We start from the raw sequence: 24282 nt of genomic DNA, 5'->3' as shown, positions 1-24282 counted from the left end.
GAGCGGGAGATCCCCGCCAACGCGGCAGGCGGCGCGGGCGCGGCTAGCGCGGCGGGCGCTGGCGTTACTGGGGCGGGTGTGCTTGGTGACGCTCAAGGTGCGGATGTTACGAGGAACCCAGGCGGCGATGAGACGACCGGCGCGGGCGCGGACGTTGGCGAGCGGGAGATCCCCGCCAACGCGGCAGGCGGGGCAGGCGGCGCGGGCGCGGAGGACTCCCAATCCGTTGCGAAGCGTGGAACCACAAGCTTCGGACTCTTCCTGCTGCGCGTCGTGCTGGGCGCGTACCTCCTGGTACGCGGCCTGCAGACTCTGTTCGCCTTCGGCGGAGACCCCGGGCTGGAGGTATTCCAAGGCCAGCTGGAAAACTACAACTTCACTGACATCCTCGCGATCGGCATTCCGGTGGCGGAGATCGTCGCCGGTGGCCTGCTGCTACTCGGCCTGCTCACGCCATTCGGCGCGGCAGTCGCTACGGTCGTCGCTGGCTTTATGACGTTCCATAACCTCAATGGATTCCAAGGATCCCTCTGGCCATACGGCCTGAACCCTTACGTCCAATTGTGGGCGGCGCTGACGGTGGCGTCGATAAGTATCATTTTCGTCGGCCCCGGCCGGATCAGCCTCGATCGCAGCAGAGGCTGGGCAACCCGCCCGTTGGCCTCGGCGTGGATCTTCTTCGTCGTCGCAGCAGCGGCGACAGCCGGCCTGTGGCTCGGCGTCGGCGGAGGCAACCCGTTCAACTAGCTGAAGTTAGCTGGCTGCGCTCCGCTAGAACCCGCCCCGTTGCGGTGTCCGTTTCGGCCACTGCGGCGGGACTTCCGTCTGCCACGACCCGGCCACCGCGCGCACCAGCGCCTGGGCCCATCTCAATGAGCCGGTCGGTCTGCGCGACCACTCGCATGTCGTGCTCGACAACTACCACCGTGTTTCCACTGTCGACCAGCCGCTGGAGCTCTGTGACCAACAGATCAACGTCCGCAGGGTGCAGCCCGGTGGTTGGCTCGTCCATGAGGTACACAGTGTGACCACGCTGCGCGCGCTGCAGCTCAGTGGCCAGCTTGATGCGCTGAGCTTCTCCGCCGGACAGTTCCGTCGCCGGCTGGCCGAGTCGCAAATAATCCAACCCCACGGCCGACAACGCCTGCAGCGCCCGTGCGATGGCTGCTTCGTCGGCGAAGACTTCCCGCGCTTCGGCAACGGTTAATCCCAGCACGTCCGCGATCGTCCGGCCGTTCCACGTCACGGCCAGCGTTTCAGCGTTGTAGCGTGCTCCGTGACAATCTGGGCAGGGAGTGTAGCTGCCGGGCAGGAACACCAGCTCGACTTCGATTTGCCCTTCGCCGCTGCAGGTTGGGCAGCGTCCTTGGGTGACGTTGTACGAGAATCGCGAAACGGTCCACCCGCGCTGCTTGGCGGCGTCGGTTTGGGCGAAGATTTTGCGCACCTTGTCGAACAGCCCGGTGTACGTCGCCAGGCAGGACCGAGGAGTCCGTCCGATGGGCTTCTGCGAGATCTGCACCAGCCGGTCGATGGTTTTGTCTGCGCTGAGTGTGGCGCTGAGTGTGGCGCTGGGGTTTGGGCTTGCGATTTCGGTTTGTGCAGGGTTCTTACCTTTGGACGCCACGTCTCCGTCGTTAACCGCCGTCTTCACCTGTTCGCTTAGTGTGTCGGCCAGCACGTGCAGGAGAGTGGACTTGCCGGAGCCGGAGACGCCCGTAATAGCGGTGAATGCGCCGAGGCCGAAGTCTACGTTGAGGCTGTTCAGGGTGCGTTCGTTGATGTCAGTGAGGCGGAGTTTGCCGGAGGGGGTGCGGGCGTCCGCGTCGCTGACCAGTTCTAGCGGCCCGGCGGCGAGTGCCCGCCCGGTCGGGGAATCCAGCTCCGCTAGCCCGGCGCTTCCGCCGGCGCCGCGGGACTCTTCAGCCGGGTTGGGGTTTGCGGCCGGGGTGGGATTTGCGGCCGGGCTGGGTTTTGCGGCCGGGCCGGGGCGTTCGGCGGCGTAGGGGTTTGCGGCCGGGCCGGAGTAGAGGATCTCGCCGCCGAGTTCGCCCGCTCCCGGGCCGACGTCGACAATCCAGTCGGCCTCCGCCACCAGGTGCATGTCGTGCTCGACCAGCAGGACGCTATTGCCCGCGTCCAGGAACCCCCGGATCAGCTTCATCACCGCGCGGCGCTCCTCGGGATGCAGACCCGCGGACGGCTCGTCCAACACGTATGCCACGCCGAAAAGCCCCGACCGCAGCTGAGACGCCAACCGCAACCGCTGCATCTCACCCGCCGACAGGGTAGCGGCTGCGCGGTCCAGGCTCAGATGCCCCAGGCCCAGATCCACCACTGATTCCAGAGTCGGAATCGCCTGGTCCAGCAGAATCCGCTCCGCCTCCGCCGCGGCGCTGGCCCGCTCCGCCTCCGCGGTGGCGGAAGTTTCAGCGGCGGTCAGTGCTGTTGAGTCGCGGCGGGCAGCGAAATGCTCGAGAACGTCCTCCAGGGGAAGCGCCCCAAGGCTATCGATGGGAAGGCCGAGGTATTCCACGGAGAGGGCGTCGACAATCAGTCGACGGCCGGCGCACACCCCACAGCGGGACGACCTCATAAACGACAACACACGCTTCCGCGTGGAATCGGATCCGGTCTCCGCCAGAGTCTTCCGCAAATAAGAGGCCACCGAACGCCAGGTGCCCTCATATGTCCGCTGGATCTGATCCGCACCCCGGTGAGGGTGAATAGTCACCACCGGACGCTCGTCCGTGAAGAGGATCCACTCCCGGTCGGCCTGGGGGATATCCTTCCACGGAACATCCATAGGGAAACCGAGCTCCGCGACAATGTCGTGGAAATTCTTCCCCAGCCACGCGCCGGGCCACGCGGCAATGGCGCCCTCGTCGATGGATAGCGACGGATCCGGAACCATGGTCTGTTCCGTCGGCTCATGGACGACTCCCGTGCCTTGGCACTCTGGGCACATTCCCGCGGTCGTATTAGGGGAGAAGCAGTCCGAGGCCAAGCGGCCTCCGTGGCGTTTTCGAACTTCCGCCGGGTATTCGCCGCAGCGGGAATACAACAGGCGGACGGTGTTCGACAGGTTCGACACCGTCCCCACCGTCGACCGGGCTCCGCCCGCCCGCGCGCCTTGTTCCAGAGCTACCGTCGGCGGCAACCCGTCGACGGATCCCACGCGCGGGTCCACTGCTCCGCCGATCAGGCGGCGGGCAAAAGGCGCGACGGATTCCAGGTACCGCCGCTGAGCCTCTCCGTGCAAAGTGCCGAATGCCAGCGACGATTTCCCTGATCCCGACACGCCTGTCACTGCTACTAGCGCGTTGCGGGGGAGTTCGACGTCCTGGTGTTTGAGGTTGCGAAGGTGGGCGTCGCGAACGCGGATCATCCCTGCGCCAGCGCCAGCGCCGCGCACGTCAGCGCCATGCGTATCAGCCCTTTCGCGGTCGCGGTTATTGCTATGGACGCCACCCGCCGCGGATACCGCCTGACGGGTCACCTGGGCCTGAGAATTTGAATCGCGCATGCCCTCCACCCTACGGACGACCTGGCGGGCGCCGAGCTTGACACTTCAGCGTTGGCGCGGCGGGGTTGTCCGCGAACAAGGCGAACTCGTCACCGACAACGGACTCGTATTCACCGCCCACCTAGCCCACGGAATACGGACACCGCATGAGGTCTACACCACCGATCCTAAAACCGAACCCAACGGCTAACCGGAAGAGCAATGGCGTGTCCGCAAAGATGCCGTTACCCCAAACGGCAAGAGGCAACCGTCCGCTGCGCAAGCAGGCTCTACCAACTCGGCATCGGGCGAAAATACACCGGCGAAGCCATCCGCATGGTCATCACTGAGCACTGCATCGACGCGTCCCGCAATTGCCAAAAACCTTATTGGAAGAAAGGCCAGCTACCCCTTGCATACAGGCGAAACTGGCGCCTCGGAAAAGGAAAACCGAGACGCCAGTTTGTCCACGATGCCGCGACTGGATGTGGTCGAGGCGGAAAGGGTGGAGGCGGAAAGGATGGAGGAGGCTGAGCTACTTCACTTCGCGGACGGCTCCGCGGTCGGCGGAGGTTGCCATCGCGGCATATGCACGCAGCGCCTTGGTGACCTTGCGCTGGCGGGTGGTGGGAGTCCAAGGCTTGTCGGAGGCCTCCATCTCGGCGCGGCGGCGCGCGATCTCCTCGTCGGAGACGTTCAGCTGCAGGAGCCGCTCGTGCACGTCGATAGTGATCGGGTCACCGTCGCGAACCAGGCCGATCAGGCCGCCGTGCGCGGCTTCGGGGGAGATGTGGCCGACGGACAGGCCGGACGTACCGCCGGAGAATCGCCCGTCGGTGATCAGAGCACACTCCTTGCCCAGTCCGGCGCCCTTGAGGAACGCGGTCGGGTGCAGCATTTCCTGCATTCCCGGCCCGCCCGCGGGGCCTTCGTAGCGTACGACTACAACGTGACCCGGCTTGACCTTCTTGTCCAGGATCACGCGCACGGCTTCCTCTTGGGATTCGACGACCAGTGCAGTGCCTTCGAAGTGCCAGATCGACGGATCAACGCCAGCGGACTTGATCACGGCACCGTCCTCAGCGAGGTTGCCGCGGAGGATAACCAGGCCGCCGTCGGCGGTGTACGCGTGCTCTACATCGCGGATGACGCCACCTTCCGCGTCGGTATCAAGGCTGGACCAGCGGTTCTCAGTGCTGAACGGCTCGGTCGTGCGGACTCCACCGGGGGCAGCGTGGAACAACTCGATGGCCTCCTCTGTGGCAGCGCCGGAGCGGATATCCCAGGCCAGCAGCCATTCCTTCAGCGTGGCGGAGTGAACGGAGTGTACGCCTTCGTTCAGCTTGCCTGCGCGGTAGAGCTCGCCGAGGATGGCGGGAATGCCGCCTCCGCGGTGGACGTCCTCCATGTGGTAGTCGGAGTTCGGGGAGACCTTCGACAGGCACGGAACCTCCCGTGACAGCTGGTCGATGGAGTGCAGGTCGAAGTCGACTTCACCCTCCTGGGCAGCTGCGAGGATGTGCAGCACTGTGTTGGATGATCCACCCATGGCCATGTCCAGTGCCATGGCGTTTTCAAAGGCCTCGCGGGTGGCGATGTTGCGCGGCAGGACGGAGGCATCCCCCTCGCCGTAGTAGCGGCGGCACAGTTCGACGATGGTGGTGCCAGCCTTGGTGAACAGGTCGCGTCGTTTGGCGTGAGTCGCCAAGGTGGAACCATTGCCCGGCAGCGACAGGCCCAGCGCCTCGGTCAGGCAGTTCATCGAGTTGGCGGTGAACATGCCGGAGCAGGAGCCGCATGTCGGGCAGGCGGCGGACTCAACTTCCAACAGCGACTGTGCGTCGACCTTGTCCGACGCGGAGGCGGAGATAGCGGTAATGAGGTCCGTCGGAGCCTGCACGACACCGTCGACTGCCACCGCCTTGCCAGCCTCCATCGGCCCGCCGGATACGAACACCACCGGAATGTTCAGACGCATGGCGGCATTCAGCATGCCGGGCGTGATCTTGTCGCAGTTGGAGATACACACCAGCGCATCGGCTGCGTGGCCGTTGACCATGTACTCGACGGCGTCAGAAATAACTTCGCGGCTGGGCAGCGAGTAGAGCATGCCCGCGTGCCCCATAGCAATGCCATCGTCAACGGCAATGGTGTTGAATTCGCGGGGGACGCCGCCGGCTTCGCGGATGGCGTCAGCGACGATGTCTCCGACGTCCTTGAGGTGCACGTGGCCCGGTACAAACTGCGTGTAGGAGTTCGCGATAGCGATGATGGGCTTGTCGAAGTCCTTGTCCGTCATGCCTGTCGCACGCCACAGCGCGCGGGCGCCGGCGGCGTTGCGGCCTTGGGTGGTGACACTGGATCGCAAGGGGATGGCGTTCATGCTGTTCTCGGTTCTCTTCTCGTCGTCTTTGAATGTGGGGTCTCGGAGTGTGGGATCTCTGAGTGTGGGGTTTTTGTGTGGAGTCTTTGTTCGTGGAGGTTGCTATCTAGCTTTCGTGGCCGTGCATTTGCTGCGCCGCCCGGTTGGCTGCGCTGCCCGGTTGGCGCGTGCCGCTCGGTTGGCTGCGTCGCCCGGTTAGTTCTGTGCGTCGGGGGCGCTGTCTTTCCCGTTGGCTGCTCCTGGCTCCGCGTGGCTACTTTCGGCACCAGCGTCGACTCCCGCTTCGCGGCGGCGCTGCTTTTCGTAGTCCTTGTACTCGTCCTTGTCCATGAGTACGGCGTAGCCGTCCTTGTTCACGACCTGCACCTTGTCATCGGTGGCTGTGCGTGCCGGGGTCACCGGATCGGGGATACGCCCGCCACTTGCGGAGCTCAAGCTCGCCAGGGAATTGAAGGTCACGCCCGGCAGCCAGAAGCTGTTTTCCTGGTTATCCACTGCGTAGGCGCGTCCGGCTCGGTTGAAGCGGAGTGCGCGGAAGTCTTCCCACTGCATGGTTTTGCCTGCGCGGAAGAGGTAGCGCGTGGTGATGGCTTTGGTCGTCACGGTGGTGCGTACTCGCAAAGTCCACACAATAAACACTAGCGGCACCAGCGGAACCCAGAAAAACCAGGCGACCTTATAGCCGGTGAAAAGCAGGCAGATCAGGAACATAATGATCCCGCCGAGGATGTGTTCGCGGCTGGGGTGGAAAACCTTCGAGCTCATGTCTGTCATTTAATCAGTCGCGCGTTGCATTGGTTGCATTGGGCGCGCCCAGGGCGTGTAGATGGGTAATAGACGCGGGGGAGTCAAAAGCGTCGAATTCGGAATCCTTCGGCTCGTTCGAAACATTATTCTGAGCGCCGCCGCCCGCGGCGCCTGCATTTCCGCCCGCGCCACTGTTCCCGCCTGCAGCGCCACCCGCGGCGCCGTTGGAATTTGCGCCTCCGTTGCCGGCTCCACCGTTGGTGCCTGCGCCTCCATTGCCACTGGCGCCACCGCTGGCGGATCCGTCGCTGGGGTTGTTGCCAGGGGAGTTGCTGTCTCCGTCGGACGGGTTCTGATTGCTTTGGCCGCCCTGGTCGTTCAGAGAAGAATCGCTGCCCTGAGCGGGGGACTGCTCGCTGCCAGTGGGGGACTGTTCCCCGTTGGAAGGAGACTGTTCGCCGTCGGTTGGCTGCTGCTTGTCGGAGGATTGCTGCTCGGTTTGGCTGTTGGTTCCCGTCGGCTGATTCTCGTCGGATTCCTTCTTGTTGGTGGTTGCACTGTTGGCCGGGCGGTCGCGCCAGTAGTCAGGGGAGAGCCAGCCGGCGTCGCGTCCATCCGGGTTCGATGACGCCAACGCCAGGCCACCGACCATCATCAGTGCAATGATCAGGCCGGTTGTCGACGGGCGGGTGCGTCCGCCGACGCTCATGATCCTCTTGAACCGGGAGGAGTGCTCTTCGTCACGCCAGAATCCCCGGCTGGCGTTTTGCTCTGAATCGTCCGCGTTCTTTTCTGTGTCAGTGCCTGTGCCTGTGCCTGTGCCTGTGCCTGTGCCAGTGTCCGTGCCATTGCCAGTGGCAGTGGCATTGGCGGCGTCGGTGGCAGCAGAAGCAGAGTCGACGCTGTCAGTAGCGCCCGCGTCCGCGGCGGTGGCGTTGGCGCTGGTGGGGGCGGCGGCGGATCGGCGGCGGATGGTTCCGTCGCTGTCCAATGGAGCCGTTCCCGGACCATCGTCTTTCGACGCCGGGTGGGTCGGACTGTACGCTTCCGCAGAGCTGGCAGTGGAGTCGCTCTGGGAGTTCGCGTTCTCTCCGCCGGCAGCGGTTTTCCCCGCGGCGGCGGCCGCTGCGTCACTTGCGGCGGCCGCTGGCGCGGTGCCAGTCGCGGGTGCGGGGGCTGCGTTGCTGGCCGCGGCCGCTGGCTCGGCGCTGGCTGTCGCCGCTGGCTCGGCGTTGGCTGTCGCCGCTGGCTCGGCGTTGGCCACGGCGGTGTGCCCGCCATGTTGCGCGTGCCCAGGCGTCGGGCGGGGGTGCTGGGCGGGCATGACCTCCGTAGGCGCCAGCGCGGACTCCGCGGCCATCGCCTTGATGGGACTGCGTGAAGAGGAGGCGCGGGCGGAGGCGTCCGTACCAGCGCGAAAGACCCGCGGCATGTCGTAACGATCCCAGAAAACATTCACCAGAGCCGAGCGCAATACGCGCTCCACAGCCCACTGGCGCGCCGGGTTCACCACGACCATCACTCGGAAATTAACTTGCCAGGACTGGCCCGCCGCCGTAGGAGCGACAATGTCCGTTGCAGGCAGAACTTCCAGTTCGCCAGTCACATCTTCCGCGATCGTCGGATCCCGGAGCGCTTCCGCAGCCGTAGCCTCCACGCGATCCGTCAACTGAGCCATCGACTCGCCCGGCTGCAACGGCACAGCCAAATCCACCACCGCACGAGACCAATCCTGCGAATAGTTTGTAATCACGCCCGCGGAACCATTCGGAATCATCACGACCTCTCCCGACGCAGTACGAATCTTCGTTGCGCGCAACGTCAGTGCGACGACGGTGCCGGAAATGTTGCTCGACGTGCCGTCGAAAGCGACGAAATCTCCCACGCCGAACTGGCGCTCCGAAATGATGAAGAACCCCGCCAGGAAATCCCCAATCACGTTCTGCGCGCCGAAACCAATAGCCGCCGAGACAACCGTCGCCGGCAACGCCGCCCCCATCGCGGGCACGCCCAGGTTCGTCAGCCCCAGCATGATGATCGCGAAGTAGGCAATCGCCTGCACCACGTACACCAACGCGCCGACTAGAGCGAGGCGGGACTTTGTTGCCTCTTCTCCACGATCGAATCGACCACTGACGATGCGAATCGCCAAACGCCCGACACGGGGGATCAGAATTGCGATAATGATCAGTGCACTCAAGGGAATGCCGTGGGCGACCAGCCATTCCCAGAGTTGAAATGCATAGAACTTCAACATGCTTTCCCACCGTAGTCACGGAAGCTGTTTGTTAGCTGCCAGTTCGGAAGCTGCGGATAGAATTCAGCCGAATTCAGCCGAGTTCAGCCGGATTCGGCGAAAGTTCGCCGGGGTTTAGCGGCGCTCTGTCTGGATTCTGTTGGAGCTCGAATGCTGTGTTCAGGTTTGCGGGCACGAGCGCAGACGCGGGGGCAGACGCGAGCGCAGAGCGCAGACGCGGGCACGAGACGCGGGCGCGAGCACAGAGCGCAGGCGCGGGCACGGGCGCAGCCACGGGCGCGGGGTGGAAAGCGTGGGGCGTGGCACGGGGTGGAGAGCGCCGGCGGGCGCGGGGAAGTACAGGTCGCGGGGAGTTTTGGGCGTCCATTAGGTGAGAATACCTCGCCACAGTTTGGGAAACATCTGGTCAAACGCTTGACGCATCGAGGAAAAGTAGCTACATTTAGAGCTATGAAATCCACGGAACTAGTACGAGTACTCATTACCGAGGGGCGCCACTAGCCACCTCGTCGAGCTCGATACGGCGCCCCCAACAACCGACGGCAACGTCGGGTGCTTGGGGGCTTTTGTTGTGTGGAGGACATGCACCCAAACCGAAAAAGCGATTCCATACCGAAGATTTTCGGCCCATCGCTTCCCGGTGACGCTAGCTCGCTGAAGTGTGTGCGCTTCGATACGGCGCGAAAGCTGCGGCACGGCGCACGCCGCGGCACGGCGAACGCTGCGGCGCAGCGCGTAGCGCGGCTAGCGGCCGGGGAGCGGGGGCAAAGAATTGAAGGCAGGACGGATTCAAGGAGCGAAGGACAACGTGACACACACATCACGCTCGCAACCCAGCCCCGCCAGCTTGGCGAAGAACTCCCGCGGCAAGCGGCCAGAGCGAATTAACGGCGCCCAGGCCGTGGTCCGCTCCCTAGAAGAGCTAGGCACCGACGTAGTATTCGGCCTGCCCGGAGGCGCTGTGCTGCCGCTCTACGAGGCGCTGTACGACTCCGAGAAGCTGAACCACATCCTCGTCCGCCACGAGCAGGGCGCAGGCCACGCCGCCACCGGCTACGCGCAGGCGACCGGCCGCGTGGGCGTGTGCATCGCAACGTCCGGTCCGGGTGCGACGAACCTGGTGACCCCCATCGCTGATGCGAACATGGACTCGGTGCCTCTGGTCGCTATCACCGGGCAGGTCGGTAAAGGTCTTTTGGGTACTGACGCCTTCCAGGAGGCGGATATTCGCGGCGTAACCATGCCGATCACCAAGCACAACTTCATGGTTACCCGCCCGGAGGACATCCCCGGCGCCATCGCGGAGGCTTTCCACGTGGCCAGTACCGGCCGCCCCGGCGCGGTGCTGGTGGACATCCCGAAGGACGTTCAGAACGCGGAGATGGAATTCAACTGGCCGCCGAGCTACGAGCTGCCCGGCTACCGTCCGGTCACCAACCCGCACCCGCGCCAGATCGAGGAAGCTGTGCGGATGATCAGTGCGGCGAAGCGCCCGACGCTGTACGTCGGCGGCGGCGCGATCAAGGCGGAGGCGCACGCCGAGCTGCTGGCGTTCGCGGAATCCAACGACATCCCGGTCGTCACGACGTTGATGGCGCTGGGCGGGTTCCCGGCCTCGCACCCGCTGTACATGGGCATGCCCGGCATGCACGGAAGTGTTCCGTCGGTGGCGGCTCTGCAGCGCTCTGACCTGCTGATCGCCATCGGCACCCGCTTCGACGACCGTGTTACCGGCCACGTGGATAGTTTCGCGCCTGACGCGAAGGTCATCCACGCTGACATCGACCCGGCGGAGATCGGCAAGATCCGTGAAGCCAACGTGCCGATCGTTGGTGACGCGCGTGAGGTCCTGGCAGCACTCCAGAAGGCGATGCAGAACCTGGACCTGAAGAAGCCCACTACCGCCGGCTGGCTGAACTACCTGAACAAGCTGAAGCAGGACTTCCCCCGCGGCTACGACGAGCAGCCGAATGGCAAGCTCGCCCCGCAGTTCGTCATCGAGACACTGTCCAAGACCATCGGCCCGGACGCAATCTACGTTGCAGGCGTGGGCCAGCACCAGATGTGGGCAGCCCAGTTCGTGGACTACGAAAACCCCCGCACTTGGCTGAACTCCGGTGGCCTCGGCACTATGGGATACTCCGTGCCCGCGGCCATGGGCGCGAAGGCTGGCAAGCCGGACACTTCCGTCTGGGCTATCGACGGCGACGGCTGCTTCCAGATGACCAACCAGGAGCTCGTCACCTGCGCGGTGGAGAAGCTGCCCATTAAGGTCGCCCTCATTAATAACGGAAACTTGGGAATGGTCCGCCAGTGGCAGACGCTGTTCTATGACCAGCACTACTCCCACACCAACCTGAAGCCGGGGGAGACCTACCTGCCGGACTTCCTCATGTTGGCTGAGTCCATGGGTTGTGCGGCGTTCCGCGTCACAAAGCCAGAAGATGTAGAGCCGACGATCCGCAAGGCCGAAGCGATCAACGACAGACCCGTCGTGATCGACTTCATCGTCGGCGAGGATGCGCAGGTCTGGCCGATGGTCGCCGCCGGCACGTCCAACGAAGAAATCCAGTACGCACGCAACCTGCGGCCGCTGTTCGACGAGGAATCCTCGGCGGCGGAAGATCCCGCGGAGATCCACGAGGTCACCCTGGAAGGTGAGCAAGAGTAATGAACACGAATAAGTCGCAGGTCCACACCCTGTCCGTCCTGTGTGAAGACGTTGACGGCATCATCTCGCGAATCTCCGGCATGTTTACCCGCCGCGCGTTTAATATCCTGTCGATCAGCTCTGGTCGCACGGAGGTCGAGGGGATCAATCGCATCACCATCATCGTCGAGGGCGAGGATCACGTGGTGGAGCAGATCACGAAGCAGCTGAACAAGCTGATCCCCGTTATTAAGGTCACGCGCCACGACCCGGAGACCATCGTCTCCCGCGGCCTGATGATGGTGAAGGTCTCCGCTGACAACGCGAACCGCACCCAGGTGGTGGAGTCCGCGAAGCTGTTCCGCGCGCACGTTGTTGACGTCGGTCCGGAGTCGGTGATCATCGAGTGCACCGGCACGCCGTCGAAGCTGCAGGCTCTGCTGGACGTTTTGGAGCCGTTCGGTATTCGCGAGCTTGTCGAGGCGTCGCCGACTGCGATCAGCCGTGGCCCTCGCGCCATGTACCCGGCGAATCTGTAGCTCTTTTGGTGACGCCTTCAGCTTGCAGCCGGGCGGGCGTCACTACCTACGAAAGAGGGCAGCAGCCCCGCTAGAGTTCACTATGTGGACGCCAAAGTCTCACCAAATGAAATAGAGTCTGCTATAAAGGTAGACAGTCAACGAAAGGAAGCTCCCCATGGCAATTGATGTTTTTTACGACGACGACGCTGATCTGTCCATCATCCAGGGCCGCAAGGTAGCCATCATCGGCTACGGTTCCCAGGGTCACGCTCACGCGCAGAACCTGCGCGAGTCTGGCGTGGAGGTCGTTATCGGCCTGCGCGAGGGCTCCAAGTCCCGCGCCAAGGCTGAGGAAGCTGGCTTCACTGTGAAGACCAATGCGGAGGCTGCGAAGTGGGCAGACGTGATCATGCTGCTGGCTCCGGACACCTCCCAGGCGAAGATCTTCACTGAGGATATCGAGCCGAACCTGAACGACGGCGACGCACTGTTCTTTGGCCACGGCCTGAACATCCACTTCAAGCTGATCGAGCCGGCTGACAACATCATCATCGGCATGGTTGCGCCGAAGGGGCCAGGCCACCTGGTTCGCCGTCAGTTCGTCGACGGCAAGGGCGTTCCGTGCCTGATCGCGGTGGATCAGAATCCGAAGAACAACGGCCGCGACCTGGCTCTGTCCTACGCAGCCGCTATCGGCGGTGCGCGCGCAGGTGTGATCCCGACGACCTTCGAGGCTGAGACCGTGACCGACCTGTTCGGCGAGCAGGCTGTTCTGTGTGGCGGTACCGAGGAGCTGGTGAAGACCGGCTTCGAAGTTCTGGTCGAGGCTGGCTACGAGCCGGAGATGGCCTACTTCGAGTGCCTGCACGAGATGAAGCTGATTGTGGATCTGATGTTCGAGGGTGGCATCGGTAACATGAACTACTCCGTGTCTGACACAGCAGAGTTTGGTGGCTACCTGTCTGGCCCGCGTGTGATCGACGCGGACACCAAGAAGCGCATGAAGGACATTCTGTCCGACATTCAGGACGGAACTTTCACCAAGCGCCTGGTTGCCAACGTCGAGGGCGGCAACAAGGAGCTGGAGGAGCTGCGCGCTTCCTACAACGATCACCAGATCGAGCAGACGGGCGCCAAGCTGCGCGACCTGATGAGCTGGGTCAAGGTCGACGCTCGCGCCGAGACCGCCTAAAGCGGCCTGGTCACAACGGCCTGGCCGAAACTGCCCGACCGAAACTGCCCGACCGAAACTGCTCGGCCGAAACTGCTCGGCCGAAACTGCTCGGCTGAAACTGCTCGGCTGAAGCGGCCTGCTTAAAGCGGTCTGGCTGAATAACTGAATGCTTTAGATTTCCAAGTTTATGGATTCTGAATTTGGAATCTGTTTAGCGGGGAGCCCATGTTCCGGCCGCCAATGGCGAGCCGTTCTGGCTCCCCGTCTTTGTTTTCAGTAAGTTGTCAATAAGGGATGTGGCTGCCTAAAGTGAGGGTATGAACGACCCCGCAAGCGCAGCTCAGCAACAACCACAGGACCGTGGTGGTGCCGACGTGCGCCGCCACGGTTCTGCGCGTTCCAGCGAGTCCGCGCCTGCGGCTGGCGGCGCGCCCGCGTCGACCGCTGGCAGCGCGCCCGCGCCCGCCGGCGTATCTGAGGGGGGCCATGCACATTCGCACGAATCCGGCCATGCACAGTCCCACGACTCTGGCCACGGGCATTCGCACGGGCATTCGCACTCCCACGCGCCGACGGATGCTCCGCTGCGCGCGCTGCTCATCGTGCTGGGCGTCACTGGCACAGTTTTCTTTGCAGAGCTGATCGGCGGTCTGATCACCGGCTCCGTCGCGTTGCTCGCCGATGCGATGCACATGCTTTCGGACGCCGCCGGCCTAATCATTGCGGTCGTCGCCATTTTCATCGGTCGCAGGGCCGCAACTGCGCAGGCGACCTTCGGCTATCGGCGGGTGGAGGTGCTCGCTGCGCTCGTCAATGCGGTCACCGTGTTGGGAATCTCCGCTTGGATCGTGGTCGAGGCGTTCCAGCGCCTCAGCGAGCCGGTGGAGATCATGGCCGGCCCGATGATGATCGTCGCGGTGATCGGCCTGCTAGCCAACATCATTTCCGCGTGGATCTTGAACCGCCAGCGGGAGCATTCCGTCAATGTCCAGGGGGCGTTCCTGCACGTGCTGGCGGACATGTTGGGCTCTGTCGCGGTGCTCGTGGCCGGCGGGGTGATCATTCTGACCGGCTGGCAGTATGCGGACGTTATCGCCTCGCTGGTGATTGCCGCGCTGGTGCTGCCGCGCGCCTGGCAGCTGATGATGCAGGCGCTGCGGATTCTCCTCGAGCAAGCGCCTCCGGGCTACCAGCCCGCTGAGGTTGATGCTTTGCTACGACAGGTCGACGGCGTGCAGGACGTGCACGATCTCCACCTGTGGTCACTGGATGGGACGAGCGCTCTAGCCTCAGTACACCTTGTGGTTCCGGACGGCTGTGACCCAGCTTCGGTGCTGTGCGCGGCACAGCAGGAATTACAGGAGTGGGGGATTGCGCACGCCACCATTCAGGTGGAGCGTGCCGCACACGCAGGCCATGAGGGGCCGCAAAATGTCTGCTAAGGGCTCGGAAAACTGCTCACAATAGCGGGAAGTCTAGGATATAGGCTTACCTTGTTTAGGTAACCCTAAGTAGGGTAGTGTCTGGGGAATGATGAACTCTCGAAATTCCCGGCGCGGCTCCCTCCGGCGCGCCCTTGCCCTCATAGTCGCGACGATTCTCGGAGCCACAACTTTGGTTGCATGCGGTTCCGGTGGCACCAACGATAACGGCGCAAAAGATGGCGAGTTGCGGGTCGTTGCTCTGGACTGGCGTTATGAGGAAATCCTCGAGGCTCTGGGCGTAAAACCGGTAGGAATTGTCGAGATCGGCAAGTCATCCGGGCCGAAAACCCTGGAGGGCAAGCTCGAGGGCATCGAATCGGTCGGCCAGGCTAAGCAGCCAAACCTGGAGGTTATTCAGTCTCTTGAGCCCGATTTGATCCTCGCTAGCCCAACGCGTCAGGAATCGATCATGCCCCAGCTGGAGGAAATTGCGGAGACAAAGTCCTACAGCGACGCCAGCTACACCGACGTCCTTGATGCCATGGATGACATCGCAAAGAAGCTGGGCAAAGAAGATAAGGCAAAGGAGATCCGCGAGCGTATTGAAGGCAAAGTCTCAGAGGCAAAGAAGCTCGTTAAGCCGGACACTCGTGCTGCACTGGTTGGATGGTCGAAGGGCACTCTCTATGCGTGGATCAAGGATTCCTTCGCAGGATCCCTTCTTTCTGACGCCGGCTACGTCTACGGCTACGACGGTTCCCGCACCGCGATCGAATCCAAGACTGACGTTGCTGAAATGACAGGCGATAAGCTCCCGGCGATGAAGCTGGATCGAATGTACTTGTACAACGACATTGAAGGCTTTAAGTCCAGCCCATACAAGGACGTGGTCAAGGACATCGTGGACGTGGAGCAGGACACGTGGTCCCGATCTCGAGGCCCACTGGCCGCAGAAGCAATGCTGGATCAGATCATCGAAACGGAAAACGCTCGTAAATAAACGCACCTTCGAGCGTCAGCGACCGAGGGAAGTGAAGTGCAAAGAGAGCTACAACCACGCCGTACAACGCAGTGGATCCTGCTGGCGCTGGGGTTGGCCGTTATTCTCGCGACGTGGGTTTGGCGCATGAACAGTGTGGAAGTGCCTCCGAACGCGCCAGAACTGGCAGGGGAGGTGCACGCCGTCATGCGCGACCGGCTTTTGGCGGCGACAGTGATCGGCCTGGCCTTGGGTGCCGCGGGTGTGTTGCTGCGCACCGCTACTCGCAATCCACTAGCGGATCCGGAAATCACAGGCGTGAACGCTGGGGCTGCGTTTGGCGCGGTTCTGTGCACGACGATCACGGGATCAGTGTCGGGCGCAGCTGTGCTGCCGGGCGCGCTGTGTGGCGCGGCGCTTGGAGCTCTGATCACGGTGGGTATTGGGATGCGCGTGACGGTGGGAGACCCGACTGGTGCTCAGTCGGTGCAGCGGATGATTTTGCTGGGCATAGCCGTTTCTGCTTTGTTCTCGGCGTGTACCGCGATCACGTTGGTTATCGATGAGGCTCAGCTTTCGACCGTGCTGTCGTGGCTTTCTGGCCGCTTGGGCGGGGTTCGTCTCCCGGACGTAGTGCCCTGCATTATTACTGTAGCGGTGGTTCTGCCGTTTACTATCGCTGCTGGTCGGGGACTGGATACGCTTTTTGCCGGTGACGCCCTCTCGTCTTCCGTCGGCGCGAACCCCCACCGACTGCGCATTGTGGCAGTGGTGGGCGCAGTGCTGTTGATCGCGCCGGCAGTTGCGGCTGCTGGCCCCATTGGTTTCCTTGGCCTATTGGCAGCGGTTGTGTCGCATCGAGTGGCAGGCCCGCGCCATCGGTTGAGCTTAGTGATTGCCCCCGTGGTGGGGGCGGCAGTTTTGCTGGTGGCGGATTCCGTTGCGCAGGCTCTGTGGGCGCCGGCGGAGACTCCAGTGGGCGTGGTTACTGCCATCACTGGCGTGCCGTTGCTGCTGTGGGGTATTAATCGGCTGCAACCGGGAGGTGTGCGTTGATGAAGCGCGGTTTGAATCGCAGAGGAATCCTCCGGAGTACCGTTTCCCAGCCCGGCACTGCGGCGCCGCAGAGTGACACTGTAGCGCCGCTGGGTGATACTGCGGCGCTGCAGGGTGATACTGCGGCGTCACAGGGTGATACCGCGGCGCCGCGTACTAGTGGCACCGGGGTTACCAGAGTTATAGCGGTGTATGCAGCGCTCCTGGCTTTGCTGGCGTTTGCGATCGTCCTGGGATTAAGTGTCGGTGCCGTCATGAAGCCCCCTGCAGAGACCATCCACGATCTCTTCACCGGCGACAAGCTCATTTGGCGCTATCGCATGCCTCGCGTGCTCGTGGGGATCTTCGCCGGTGCAGCGATGGCGGTCTCCGGCGCGTTGCTGCAGCTAGCCTTGCGTAATCCGCTGGCAGCCCCGGACACTGTGGGCGTCACCGCAGGAGGGGGCTTAGCGGCCGTGGCGGCTCTGTTGAGTGTCGGTTCCTTGCCCGCGCAGGCGCTAACCCCCGTGGCGTTCGTCGGTGCACTGGTGGGTGCAGGCCTGGTGCTGGTACTCGCAGGGAGGGGAGCAACGGATCCGGTACGGCTCACTCTCACAGGAGTGGCTGTCTCTGTTGGTTTGGGCGCGCTTACTCAGCTGCTACTGGTGAAAGCTGCCCCGGAAGCCGGCGCGGCAATGACGTGGCTCAAAGGTTCGCTTTACGCCCGCACTCTCGCAGATGCGCAAGTCGTAGGGCCCGTGGTGCTGGTGGTCATCGTGGTAGTCGTCGTGCTTTCGAGGCACTTGGACATGCTGGATCTGGACTCTTCTGCCATGGCGGGAGTGGGCGTCAGCGAGCGAACGTGGCGCACCGTGGCGGTGCTGTTCGCGATCCTGTTGGGAGCCGCCGCTGTGGCTGCGGCGGGTGTGTTGGGGTTTGCAGGATTAATTGTTCCGCATGCTGCGCGACTGCTGGTTGGCGGTGCTACCAGGCGTGTGTTGCCTGTGTCTGCGCTGGCTGGCGCGGGGTTGGTCGTCTTTTGTGACGCCCTTGGTCGCTGGGTATTTGCGCCTACTGAAATCCCCGCGGGTGCGTTGATCTCCGTTGTCGGCGCCCCGTATTTCATTTATCTTCTGCTGCGTATGTCCCGCAGCCCAGCGGGAGCCCCCGCAGTGCCCACGACAGATGAAAGGAACTCCCAATGAGTGAACCTGCCTTGCACGCCGAGGCCATCACGGTAGGCTACGGCGGCCCGGATGTCTTGCGAGATGTTTCCCTCCAGGTTCCGGAGGGGAAGATTACCGCCCTCATAGGCCCGAATGGCTGCGGAAAATCTACGCTACTGCGAGCGTTGGGGCGTCAACAACCAATCTCGCGGGGACAGGTTTACCTGGGCGATCGCTCCATCCACAAGATGAACGCGCGTGAGTTTGCCCGGCACGTCTCGTTTTTGCCACAACAGCCGGTTACCCCTGAGGGGGTGAGTGTGCGGGAAGTTATCGCGTACGGCCGGTACCCGTATACAGGTGCGTTTGCGTCGTTGGGAGCGGAAGACTACCGCGCGGTGGAGGAGGCTGCCGAGCGCGCCGGGGTGACCACTCTGTTGGATGTACCGGCCACGGATTTGTCCGGCGGTCAGCGGCAGCGTGTGTGGGTGGCGATGACTGTGGCGCAGCAGACCCCGATGTTGCTGCTCGACGAACCGACGACCTATTTGGACCCCGCGCACCAGATTGCAATTCTGGACTTGGTACGGGATCTCAATGCCGCCGGCCGGACTGTCGTGATGGTCGTGCATGATATGACGCACGCGGCCCGCTTCGCCGACACGATCGTCGCTATGCGTGATGGCCAGGTGCTGGCGGCGGGGGATACGGAAGACGTTATGTCTGCGCCGCTCGTTGAGGAGCTCTTCGGGATTTCCTGCCTGGAGGTGCAGGATCCGGAGACGGGACGAGTGCTGCCGATTCCATACCGCTAGCCCCGGCGCGGCAACGTGACACAGCAGCGCAAACCCGTATTGCATTTCAGCGTTACAGCACTTGAAACACCGTGTTGCTGAACAGTGCCACCCAGTGGGGTGAGTGGGTTAGGAAGGGCGAGGGGTGTCGGCGAAGAGTCCCGTCGCCACGTAGCCCCACTGCGGGTGCTTCGCGATGCCGATTGCGGCGTATCGATGCTTCTCCCACATCAGCGCCTTGTAGTGCCCCTGCTCGCTGGCCGGGCCGTACTTCTCGTTGATCCACATATCAGCGAGCTCGCGGGGGTTCGGGCCTGCCGCGAGGTTCTCGCCCATGCGCCAGTAGTAGTAACCGCTCTTGTCATGGTCGAATGCGTTCTCTCGACCGAGTTTCTGGGAGTATGCGGTGGCTTCTCTGAACATCTGATCGTTCCAGATCAGCTCATTTAGCCCCTTTGCGCGGCGCTCGCGGTTGATCTTAGCGAGCATTTGCTTTCCCATCGCCTCGTAGCTGTTGTTCTGAGGCTGGGTGGTTCCGCCGTTGCCGGCGCCTGGGTTCCCGCTGTTATTGCCCCCGCCGAGAGAACCGGCGAGGCCTCCTTCGGCTAGTGCCTTGATCAGACCTCCGACAATCCCTGCAAGGATCGTGAAGCCGAAAAGGGTGGCGATGCCTTGTTGTACTTCCAGGGGGAGCGCTTTGAATAGCGGAGACGGTTCTGCTGCCTCAGCCTGCGGTGCGGCTAGAAGGCTTGAATTGTCAGGGGCAGCTACAGCACTGGTGGTCAGAGCCACTGCAGTTACCGACGCGACGAGCGCGCGACGAACATTGCGTTTGCGGTTGTTCTTCATGGGAAATGCTTTCTTGAAACGTCGAAAGGAACTGCTTTAGCTTAGCTGTTTTTAAGACACTTCTTAACCTTGCATAGATGTGTTGGTGTAGGTGGCGGGGGTAAAGATGGATCGACAGACCCTTAAATGAAAACGGATGTCAGTAACGTGTAGGGTGCTACGCATGAGACACATGCATAGCCATTCTCCCGACGACACAGCCGCCGACCATTCCTCGAGGCAGGGGAGCACGTCCGCGAGCGCAAGTGCCGCGTCCGCGCCTGAAAACGCGAGCGCCGTGCCCGCCAGTGCCGCGCCCGCGAGCGCTGTCACGCCCGTCACCGTGCTATCCGGCTTCCTCGGCTCGGGCAAAACGACGCTACTGAACGACCTGCTCGCCAATCGCGGGGGCCGCCGGATCGCAGTGATTGTTAACGACTTCTCGGAAATCAACATCGACGCCGCCCTCATCGCCGGCGAAGGTCACCTCACGCGCGGCGAGGACCGCTTCGTCGAGCTCACTAACGGCTGCATTTGCTGCACACTTCGTGAGGATCTGGTGGAATCCGTAGGCACACTCGCACGCAGCGGTGACTTCGACCATATCGTCATCGAATCCACCGGCATCTCCGAACCTATGCCCGTCGCCGCAACTTTCGAATGGCGCTGGGAGGACGGCACTCGCCTCGCGGACGTTGCGCCGATCGACACAATGGTCACTCTTGTTGACGCCGCCCAGTTTCTGCCGCAAATAGGGCAGAAGAAGCTGCTCACAGAAGCGGACCTGCAGGCGACTGCGGACGATGAACGCACCATCGCAGATCTGCTGGTCGACCAGGTCGAGTTCGCGGACGTCATCTACGTCACCAAGGCGGACCTCGTCAGCGAGGAACGCTACCGCGCGACGGTTGCGCTGTTGCGCCGAATGAACCCGCGGGCGCGCATCGAAAAACTCATTCACGGCCGCATCGTCGCCGACCAGTCCGATGCCCCAACAGGCGCAGGCGCCGACGCGGGCGGCCCTGGCGCGGCTGAGACTCCGAGTGCGGCGACCGACGGCGAGGGGCGGTCGGCGGTTGACGACATTCTCGGCGTACACCTCTACGACGAGGCGACGGCCCGCGCCTACGAGGGCTACCTCGACGAGCTGGAAAACCCGCACACCCCAGAGACGGAAGAGTACGGCATCAGCTCCGTTGTCTTCCGCGGGGACCGCCCCCTCGACAGGGAGCGCCTGATCAAGGCTCTGCGCTCCACAACCGGGCTGGTGCGCTCCAAGGGATACTGCTGGATTGCCGATCGTCCAGAGCTTGCCCACGTCTGGCACCAAGCTGGTCCCGATCTGCGGATACAGCCAGCGGGCGGGTGGCGCCAAGTGGGGCTAACCCCCTCGAGTGAGGTGGTACTGATTGGCGTCAATTTCGATGCAGACAGAGCGGTACAACAATTCCGGAAGGCAATGCTGAGTGACGCAGAGGTAAGGGATATGCTGTAAGGGTCGCACGTCACATTTGGATGGCGTGGTCCCTTCCCGCGTCGGCGCGGTCGTTTCGGCGTGGGCGAGGCAATGTCGCACTTTAGGGAGAAAACATTCGTGAGTAACACCCGTCCGGTAGTCCTCATCGCCGATAAGCTGTCCCAGTCCACCGTCGATGCCCTCGGCGATTCCGTCGAGGTTCGCTGGGTCGACGGCCCGAACCGCCCCGAACTGCTGAAGGCAGTCGCAGACGCAGACGCACTGCTGGTCCGCTCTGCAACCACCGTTGACGCCGAGGTGCTCGAGGCAGCACCGAAGCTGCAGATCGTTGGCCGCGCTGGCGTGGGTCTGGACAACGTTGACATCGACACCGCCACCTCCCGCGGCGTGATGGTCGCCAACGCCCCGACCTCCAACATCCACTCCGCCTGCGAGCACGCCATCAGCCTGCTGCTGTCCACCGCCCGCCAGATCCCCGCCGCCGACAAGACGCTGCGCGACGGCGAGTGGAAGCGTTCCTCCTTCAAGGGTGTGGAGATCCTGGGCAAGACCATCGGCATCGTCGGCTTCGGCCACATTGGCCAGCTGTTCGCCCAGCGACTGGCCGCTTTCGAGACCGACATCATCGCCTACGACCCGTACGCCAACCCCGCCCGCGCCGCACAGCTGGGCGTGGAGCTGGTGGAGCTGGAAGAACTGATGGGTCGCTCCGACTTTGTGACCATCCACCTGCCGAAGACCAAGGAAACCGCGGGCATGTTCGACGCGGACCTGTTGGCAAAGTCCAAGAAGGGGCAGATCATCATCAACGCCGCCCGTGGTGGTCTGGTGGACGAGGCCGCCCTGGCGGAGGCCATCAAGTCCGGCCACATCCGCGGCGCTGGCTTCGACGTGTACGCCTCCGAGCCGTGCACGGATTCCCCGCTGTTCGAGCTGGACGAGGTTGTCGTTACCCCGCACCTGGGCGCTTCCACCGTTGAGGCGCAGGACCGCGCTGGCACCGACGTTGCCGCATCCGTCCTGAAGGCCCTGGCCGGCGACTTCGTACCGGACGCGGTCAACGTTTCCGGCGGCAAGGTCTCCGAGGAAGTTGCTCTGTGGCTGAACCTGGCCACCAACCTGGGCCGCGTGGGTGGCGAGCTGCTGCACGGCGCCCCGAACGCTGTAACCGTCACCGCCCGCGGCGAGTTGTCCACCGAGTCCGTTGACGCACTGGGCCTGGCTGCTCTGCGTGGCGTGTTCTCCGGCGTGATCGACGAGCAGGTCACCTTCGTCAACGCCCCGCAGATCGCTGAAGAGCGCGGCGTGGAGCTGGACGTGCAGACGCACGACGAGTCCGTCAGCCACCGCTCCGTCCTGGAGGTTCAGGTAGTCGCAGCCGATGGCACCACCGCCACCGTCGCTGGTGCGCTGACCGGCCTGGAGCACGTGGAGAAGATCGTCCGCATCAACCACCGCGGCCTGGACCTGCGCGCCACCGGCACCAACCTGTTCCTGGTCTACCCGGATCAGCCGGGTGCGCTGGGCAAGGTCGGCACTTTGCTGGGTAGCAAGGGCATCAACATCGACGCCGCCGCACTGTCCCCGACCAGCGATGAAGCGCAGGCTACGCTGGTTCTGCGTGTCGCCCAGGATCTGGATCAGGAGCTGGTCGACGAGGTCAAGGCAGGGCTGAGCGCCTCCAACGCGTTCGTGCTGAACTTCTAAGAAGTACCTCGAAGTTGTGCCGCGGCGGCCACCCCGCCGCGCAGCTACAGGTAATGCTGTACCTTCTGCGCGATGTCCGGCCAGTGCAGATCGAGCCGGCGGGAGGCGCGGTGGTTCAAGATCCAGACGGCACCGATGACGATGATCCCGTGGAGCAGTACGCCTGCCCAACTCAGAAGAGGGATGTCGGCAATGCTGTCGCTGTTGCCCGCAGAGGAATCCAGCGGGATAAGCGTCAGGAGTGCACCCGGCAGGATGGATAGGCCCAAGATCAGCATCACTGCGAATGCGGAGATCAAAGCGCTGGAGCCACCATTGCGCTGCTTAAAGGCATTGGTTCCCGGTGCGGTGGTCTGGGAGGGGAAGTAGCTGGCGCTGAAGTTGGCCAGGGCGGAGGCAACAAAAACGGTCCCCAGCGCCAAGGCGCTGACTAAGAGCCAAGTGGCACTGAAGCTCTTGATAGCTCCCGTGGCGATGCAAATAACCAGCCAGATTGGGATCAATACCGCCAGGGTGGAAAGGGTGCGGCTGGTGACGATCTGCTTGCCACGCACACCGGCGACCATATGCACCCAGTTGGACGGCCCGTCCATGCCCAGAGAGTTGCCCGCCACCTGTTGGGGGCCTAGGGAGACGAAGAACATCGCAAACCACAGCATCCAGTCGTTGTCGCTATTGGACATTCCCATCAGCAGGTAAAGAGCGCAGAAGATGACCACGAACGTCAAGCTCATTACGAATCGGTTGTCGCGGCGCCAATAGCGAATCTCGCGAGAGTACAGGGCGCCAACGGGGGATGCGGGGACACGCGGCAGTAGTAGGCTGTCTCCCTTCGCCGCCCGGGTGACGTGCTGCGGAGGGAGGGGATTGTTTAGGTCGTGCTTGACGGCCACGCGCAGCACAATAGCGACTGCGAGGATTCCCACGAGGCAGATCGTGCCCTTGGCGATGCCGGTATTGACGCCACCATTTCCGATGTCGGTCATGTCAGCGGCAGCGCCAGCAGCGGCGGCGAAGGGAGTCCAGGATATGATTGTGGAGCTGGTCTCCACGGCAGCGGTGGGATCCGAGCCATCGGACAAGAACTGGGGAGCGAGGTACAGCGCCAGCAAGCTGAAAGTGACAACGGAAACGGCGACATTGCCCCACAGTTCACTGAACTTGGTAGCAATACTGCTAATCGCAGCAGCGAGAGCTTCTCCCGCCAGGAGGGTGAAAATTAGTTGGAGTACACACCCGAGTATCCACAGTGCGCCGGCACCGGGGGAAGCCACCTTCGCAAAGGCAAGGTAACCGAGCACGGACATAATGATCGTGTTGACCAGCGAGATCGCGGCACGGGAGTTGAGGAACATTGCCGTGACCATGCCTGGCACGAGGTCACGGTCAGAGAGTGGCAACGAGCTAAACATGCGTGGATCCAGCATGCGTTCCTCGCTGGGAAAGATGGCTGATAGTGCCAGGTAGAGCACGCTGCCGAGTCCCATCGTCAGCACGAACATGGCCGGGCTGCCGTCGAACACGAGGGCTCCGTAGCTGGTAAAGGCCAGGCCGACGCAGCCCAACACTGCGATGATAGTGATGGCTACGGACGAAATGATCATCTGGATATTGCCTGTAAAGGCGTGCGCCCAG

General features: G+C 63.0%; 17 protein-coding genes and 1 pseudogene. 12 read left to right on the top strand and 6 right to left on the bottom strand.

Features of this window, described 5'->3' with window-relative positions; translation table 11 throughout:
• Window positions 1-747 (top strand): DoxX family protein (locus tag HMPREF2678_RS10530; RefSeq protein ID WP_246817908.1); only part of this gene is annotated, 747 nt, incomplete at its 5' end.
• Here the strand turns inward: HMPREF2678_RS10530 and HMPREF2678_RS07375 are convergent.
• Window positions 740-3388, bottom strand: coding sequence for an ATP-binding cassette domain-containing protein (locus HMPREF2678_RS07375; RefSeq protein WP_070551793.1), 2649 nt, complete (start codon window positions 3386-3388; stop codon window positions 740-742). The two genes, HMPREF2678_RS10530 and HMPREF2678_RS07375, sit on opposite strands and share 8 nt — an antisense overlap.
• A gap of 163 nt (window positions 3389-3551) precedes the next feature.
• On the opposite strand from HMPREF2678_RS07375, the pseudogene HMPREF2678_RS10065 reads away from it, so the two are divergent.
• Window positions 3552-3919: pseudogene (locus tag HMPREF2678_RS10065) on the top strand (IS481 family transposase); the annotation flags it as partial.
• Window positions 3920-4040: 121 nt separating this feature from the next.
• Here HMPREF2678_RS10065 and ilvD read toward each other — a convergent pair.
• The 3 genes from ilvD to HMPREF2678_RS07360 all read right to left on the bottom strand — a co-directional run bounded on the left by ilvD (window position 4041) and on the right by HMPREF2678_RS07360 (window position 8892).
• Entirely contained in the window at window positions 4041-5888 is a 1848-nt protein-coding gene (ilvD, locus tag HMPREF2678_RS07370; RefSeq protein ID WP_070551717.1) for a dihydroxy-acid dehydratase, read from the bottom strand.
• Between the two features lie 195 nt (window positions 5889-6083).
• Window positions 6084-6653 (bottom strand): PH domain-containing protein, encoded by a 570-nt coding sequence (locus HMPREF2678_RS07365; RefSeq protein WP_230580200.1) that lies wholly within the window; start codon window positions 6651-6653, stop codon window positions 6084-6086.
• A 13-nt stretch (window positions 6654-6666) separates the two neighbouring features.
• Window positions 6667-8892: a mechanosensitive ion channel family protein gene (locus HMPREF2678_RS07360; RefSeq protein WP_070551715.1), complete on the bottom strand. Its 2226-nt coding sequence runs from the start codon at window positions 8890-8892 to the stop codon at window positions 6667-6669.
• An 808-nt stretch (window positions 8893-9700) separates the two neighbouring features.
• On the opposite strand from HMPREF2678_RS07360, the gene HMPREF2678_RS07355 reads away from it, so the two are divergent.
• The 8 genes from HMPREF2678_RS07355 to HMPREF2678_RS07320 all read left to right on the top strand — a co-directional run bounded on the left by HMPREF2678_RS07355 (window position 9701) and on the right by HMPREF2678_RS07320 (window position 18656).
• The gene (locus HMPREF2678_RS07355; RefSeq protein ID WP_070551712.1) at window positions 9701-11563 is read left to right on the top strand and encodes an acetolactate synthase large subunit; all 1863 of its coding nucleotides are present in this window, start codon (window positions 9701-9703) and stop codon (window positions 11561-11563) included.
• On the top strand, window positions 11563-12081 hold the full coding sequence (gene ilvN, locus HMPREF2678_RS07350; protein WP_034979136.1) for an acetolactate synthase small subunit: 519 nt from the start codon (window positions 11563-11565) through the stop codon (window positions 12079-12081). The genes HMPREF2678_RS07355 and ilvN overlap by 1 nt, the downstream gene beginning before the upstream one ends.
• A gap of 157 nt (window positions 12082-12238) precedes the next feature.
• Window positions 12239-13255 carry a ketol-acid reductoisomerase gene (gene ilvC / locus HMPREF2678_RS07345; RefSeq protein ID WP_070551709.1) on the top strand — a complete coding sequence of 339 codons (1017 nt, stop codon included), beginning with the start codon at window positions 12239-12241 and terminating at the stop codon, window positions 13253-13255.
• 299 nt (window positions 13256-13554) lie between these two features.
• Window positions 13555-14679, top strand: a complete 1125-nt coding sequence (locus tag HMPREF2678_RS07340) for a cation diffusion facilitator family transporter (protein WP_141747046.1) — start codon at window positions 13555-13557, stop codon at window positions 14677-14679.
• Between the two features lie 88 nt (window positions 14680-14767).
• Window positions 14768-15661, top strand: a complete 894-nt coding sequence (locus tag HMPREF2678_RS07335; RefSeq protein ID WP_070551706.1) for an ABC transporter substrate-binding protein — start codon at window positions 14768-14770, stop codon at window positions 15659-15661.
• A 126-nt stretch (window positions 15662-15787) separates the two neighbouring features.
• Complete coding sequence (locus tag HMPREF2678_RS07330) at window positions 15788-16696, top strand: FecCD family ABC transporter permease (protein ID WP_070551702.1); 909 nt, start codon at window positions 15788-15790, stop codon at window positions 16694-16696.
• Entirely contained in the window at window positions 16696-17880 is a 1185-nt protein-coding gene (locus HMPREF2678_RS07325) for an iron ABC transporter permease (RefSeq protein ID WP_237744531.1), read from the top strand. Before HMPREF2678_RS07330 ends, HMPREF2678_RS07325 begins: the two co-directional genes overlap by 1 nt.
• Entirely contained in the window at window positions 17877-18656 is a 780-nt protein-coding gene (locus tag HMPREF2678_RS07320) for an ABC transporter ATP-binding protein (protein ID WP_070551699.1), read from the top strand. Before HMPREF2678_RS07325 ends, HMPREF2678_RS07320 begins: the two co-directional genes overlap by 4 nt.
• Before the next feature lie 108 nt (window positions 18657-18764).
• Here the strand turns inward: HMPREF2678_RS07320 and HMPREF2678_RS07315 are convergent, their stop codons facing one another.
• Window positions 18765-19484 carry a CAP domain-containing protein gene (locus HMPREF2678_RS07315; RefSeq protein ID WP_070551696.1) on the bottom strand — a complete coding sequence of 240 codons (720 nt, stop codon included), beginning with the start codon at window positions 19482-19484 and terminating at the stop codon, window positions 18765-18767.
• Between the two features lie 172 nt (window positions 19485-19656).
• Here HMPREF2678_RS07315 and HMPREF2678_RS07305 point away from each other — a divergent pair, with 172 nt between their 5' ends.
• Together HMPREF2678_RS07305 and serA are read left to right on the top strand one after the other, a co-directional pair.
• The gene (locus tag HMPREF2678_RS07305; RefSeq protein ID WP_371325839.1) at window positions 19657-20958 is read left to right on the top strand and encodes a GTP-binding protein; all 1302 of its coding nucleotides are present in this window, start codon (window positions 19657-19659) and stop codon (window positions 20956-20958) included.
• 99 nt (window positions 20959-21057) lie between these two features.
• Window positions 21058-22647 (top strand): phosphoglycerate dehydrogenase, encoded by a 1590-nt coding sequence (gene serA / locus HMPREF2678_RS07300; RefSeq protein ID WP_034979128.1) that lies wholly within the window; start codon window positions 21058-21060, stop codon window positions 22645-22647.
• Between the two features lie 44 nt (window positions 22648-22691).
• Here serA and HMPREF2678_RS07295 read toward each other — a convergent pair whose 3' ends face one another.
• A complete protein-coding gene (locus HMPREF2678_RS07295) occupies window positions 22692-24251 on the bottom strand; it encodes an ABC transporter permease (protein WP_230580503.1) in 1560 nt (519 codons plus the stop codon).
• Between the last annotated feature and the right edge of the window lie 31 nt (window positions 24252-24282).

This window comes from Corynebacterium sp. HMSC058E07 (assembly GCF_001809885.1).
GTDB classification, from domain to species: Bacteria; Actinomycetota; Actinomycetes; order Mycobacteriales; family Mycobacteriaceae; genus Corynebacterium; species Corynebacterium macclintockiae.
This window is presented reverse-complemented; position numbering and strand designations above follow the sequence as displayed.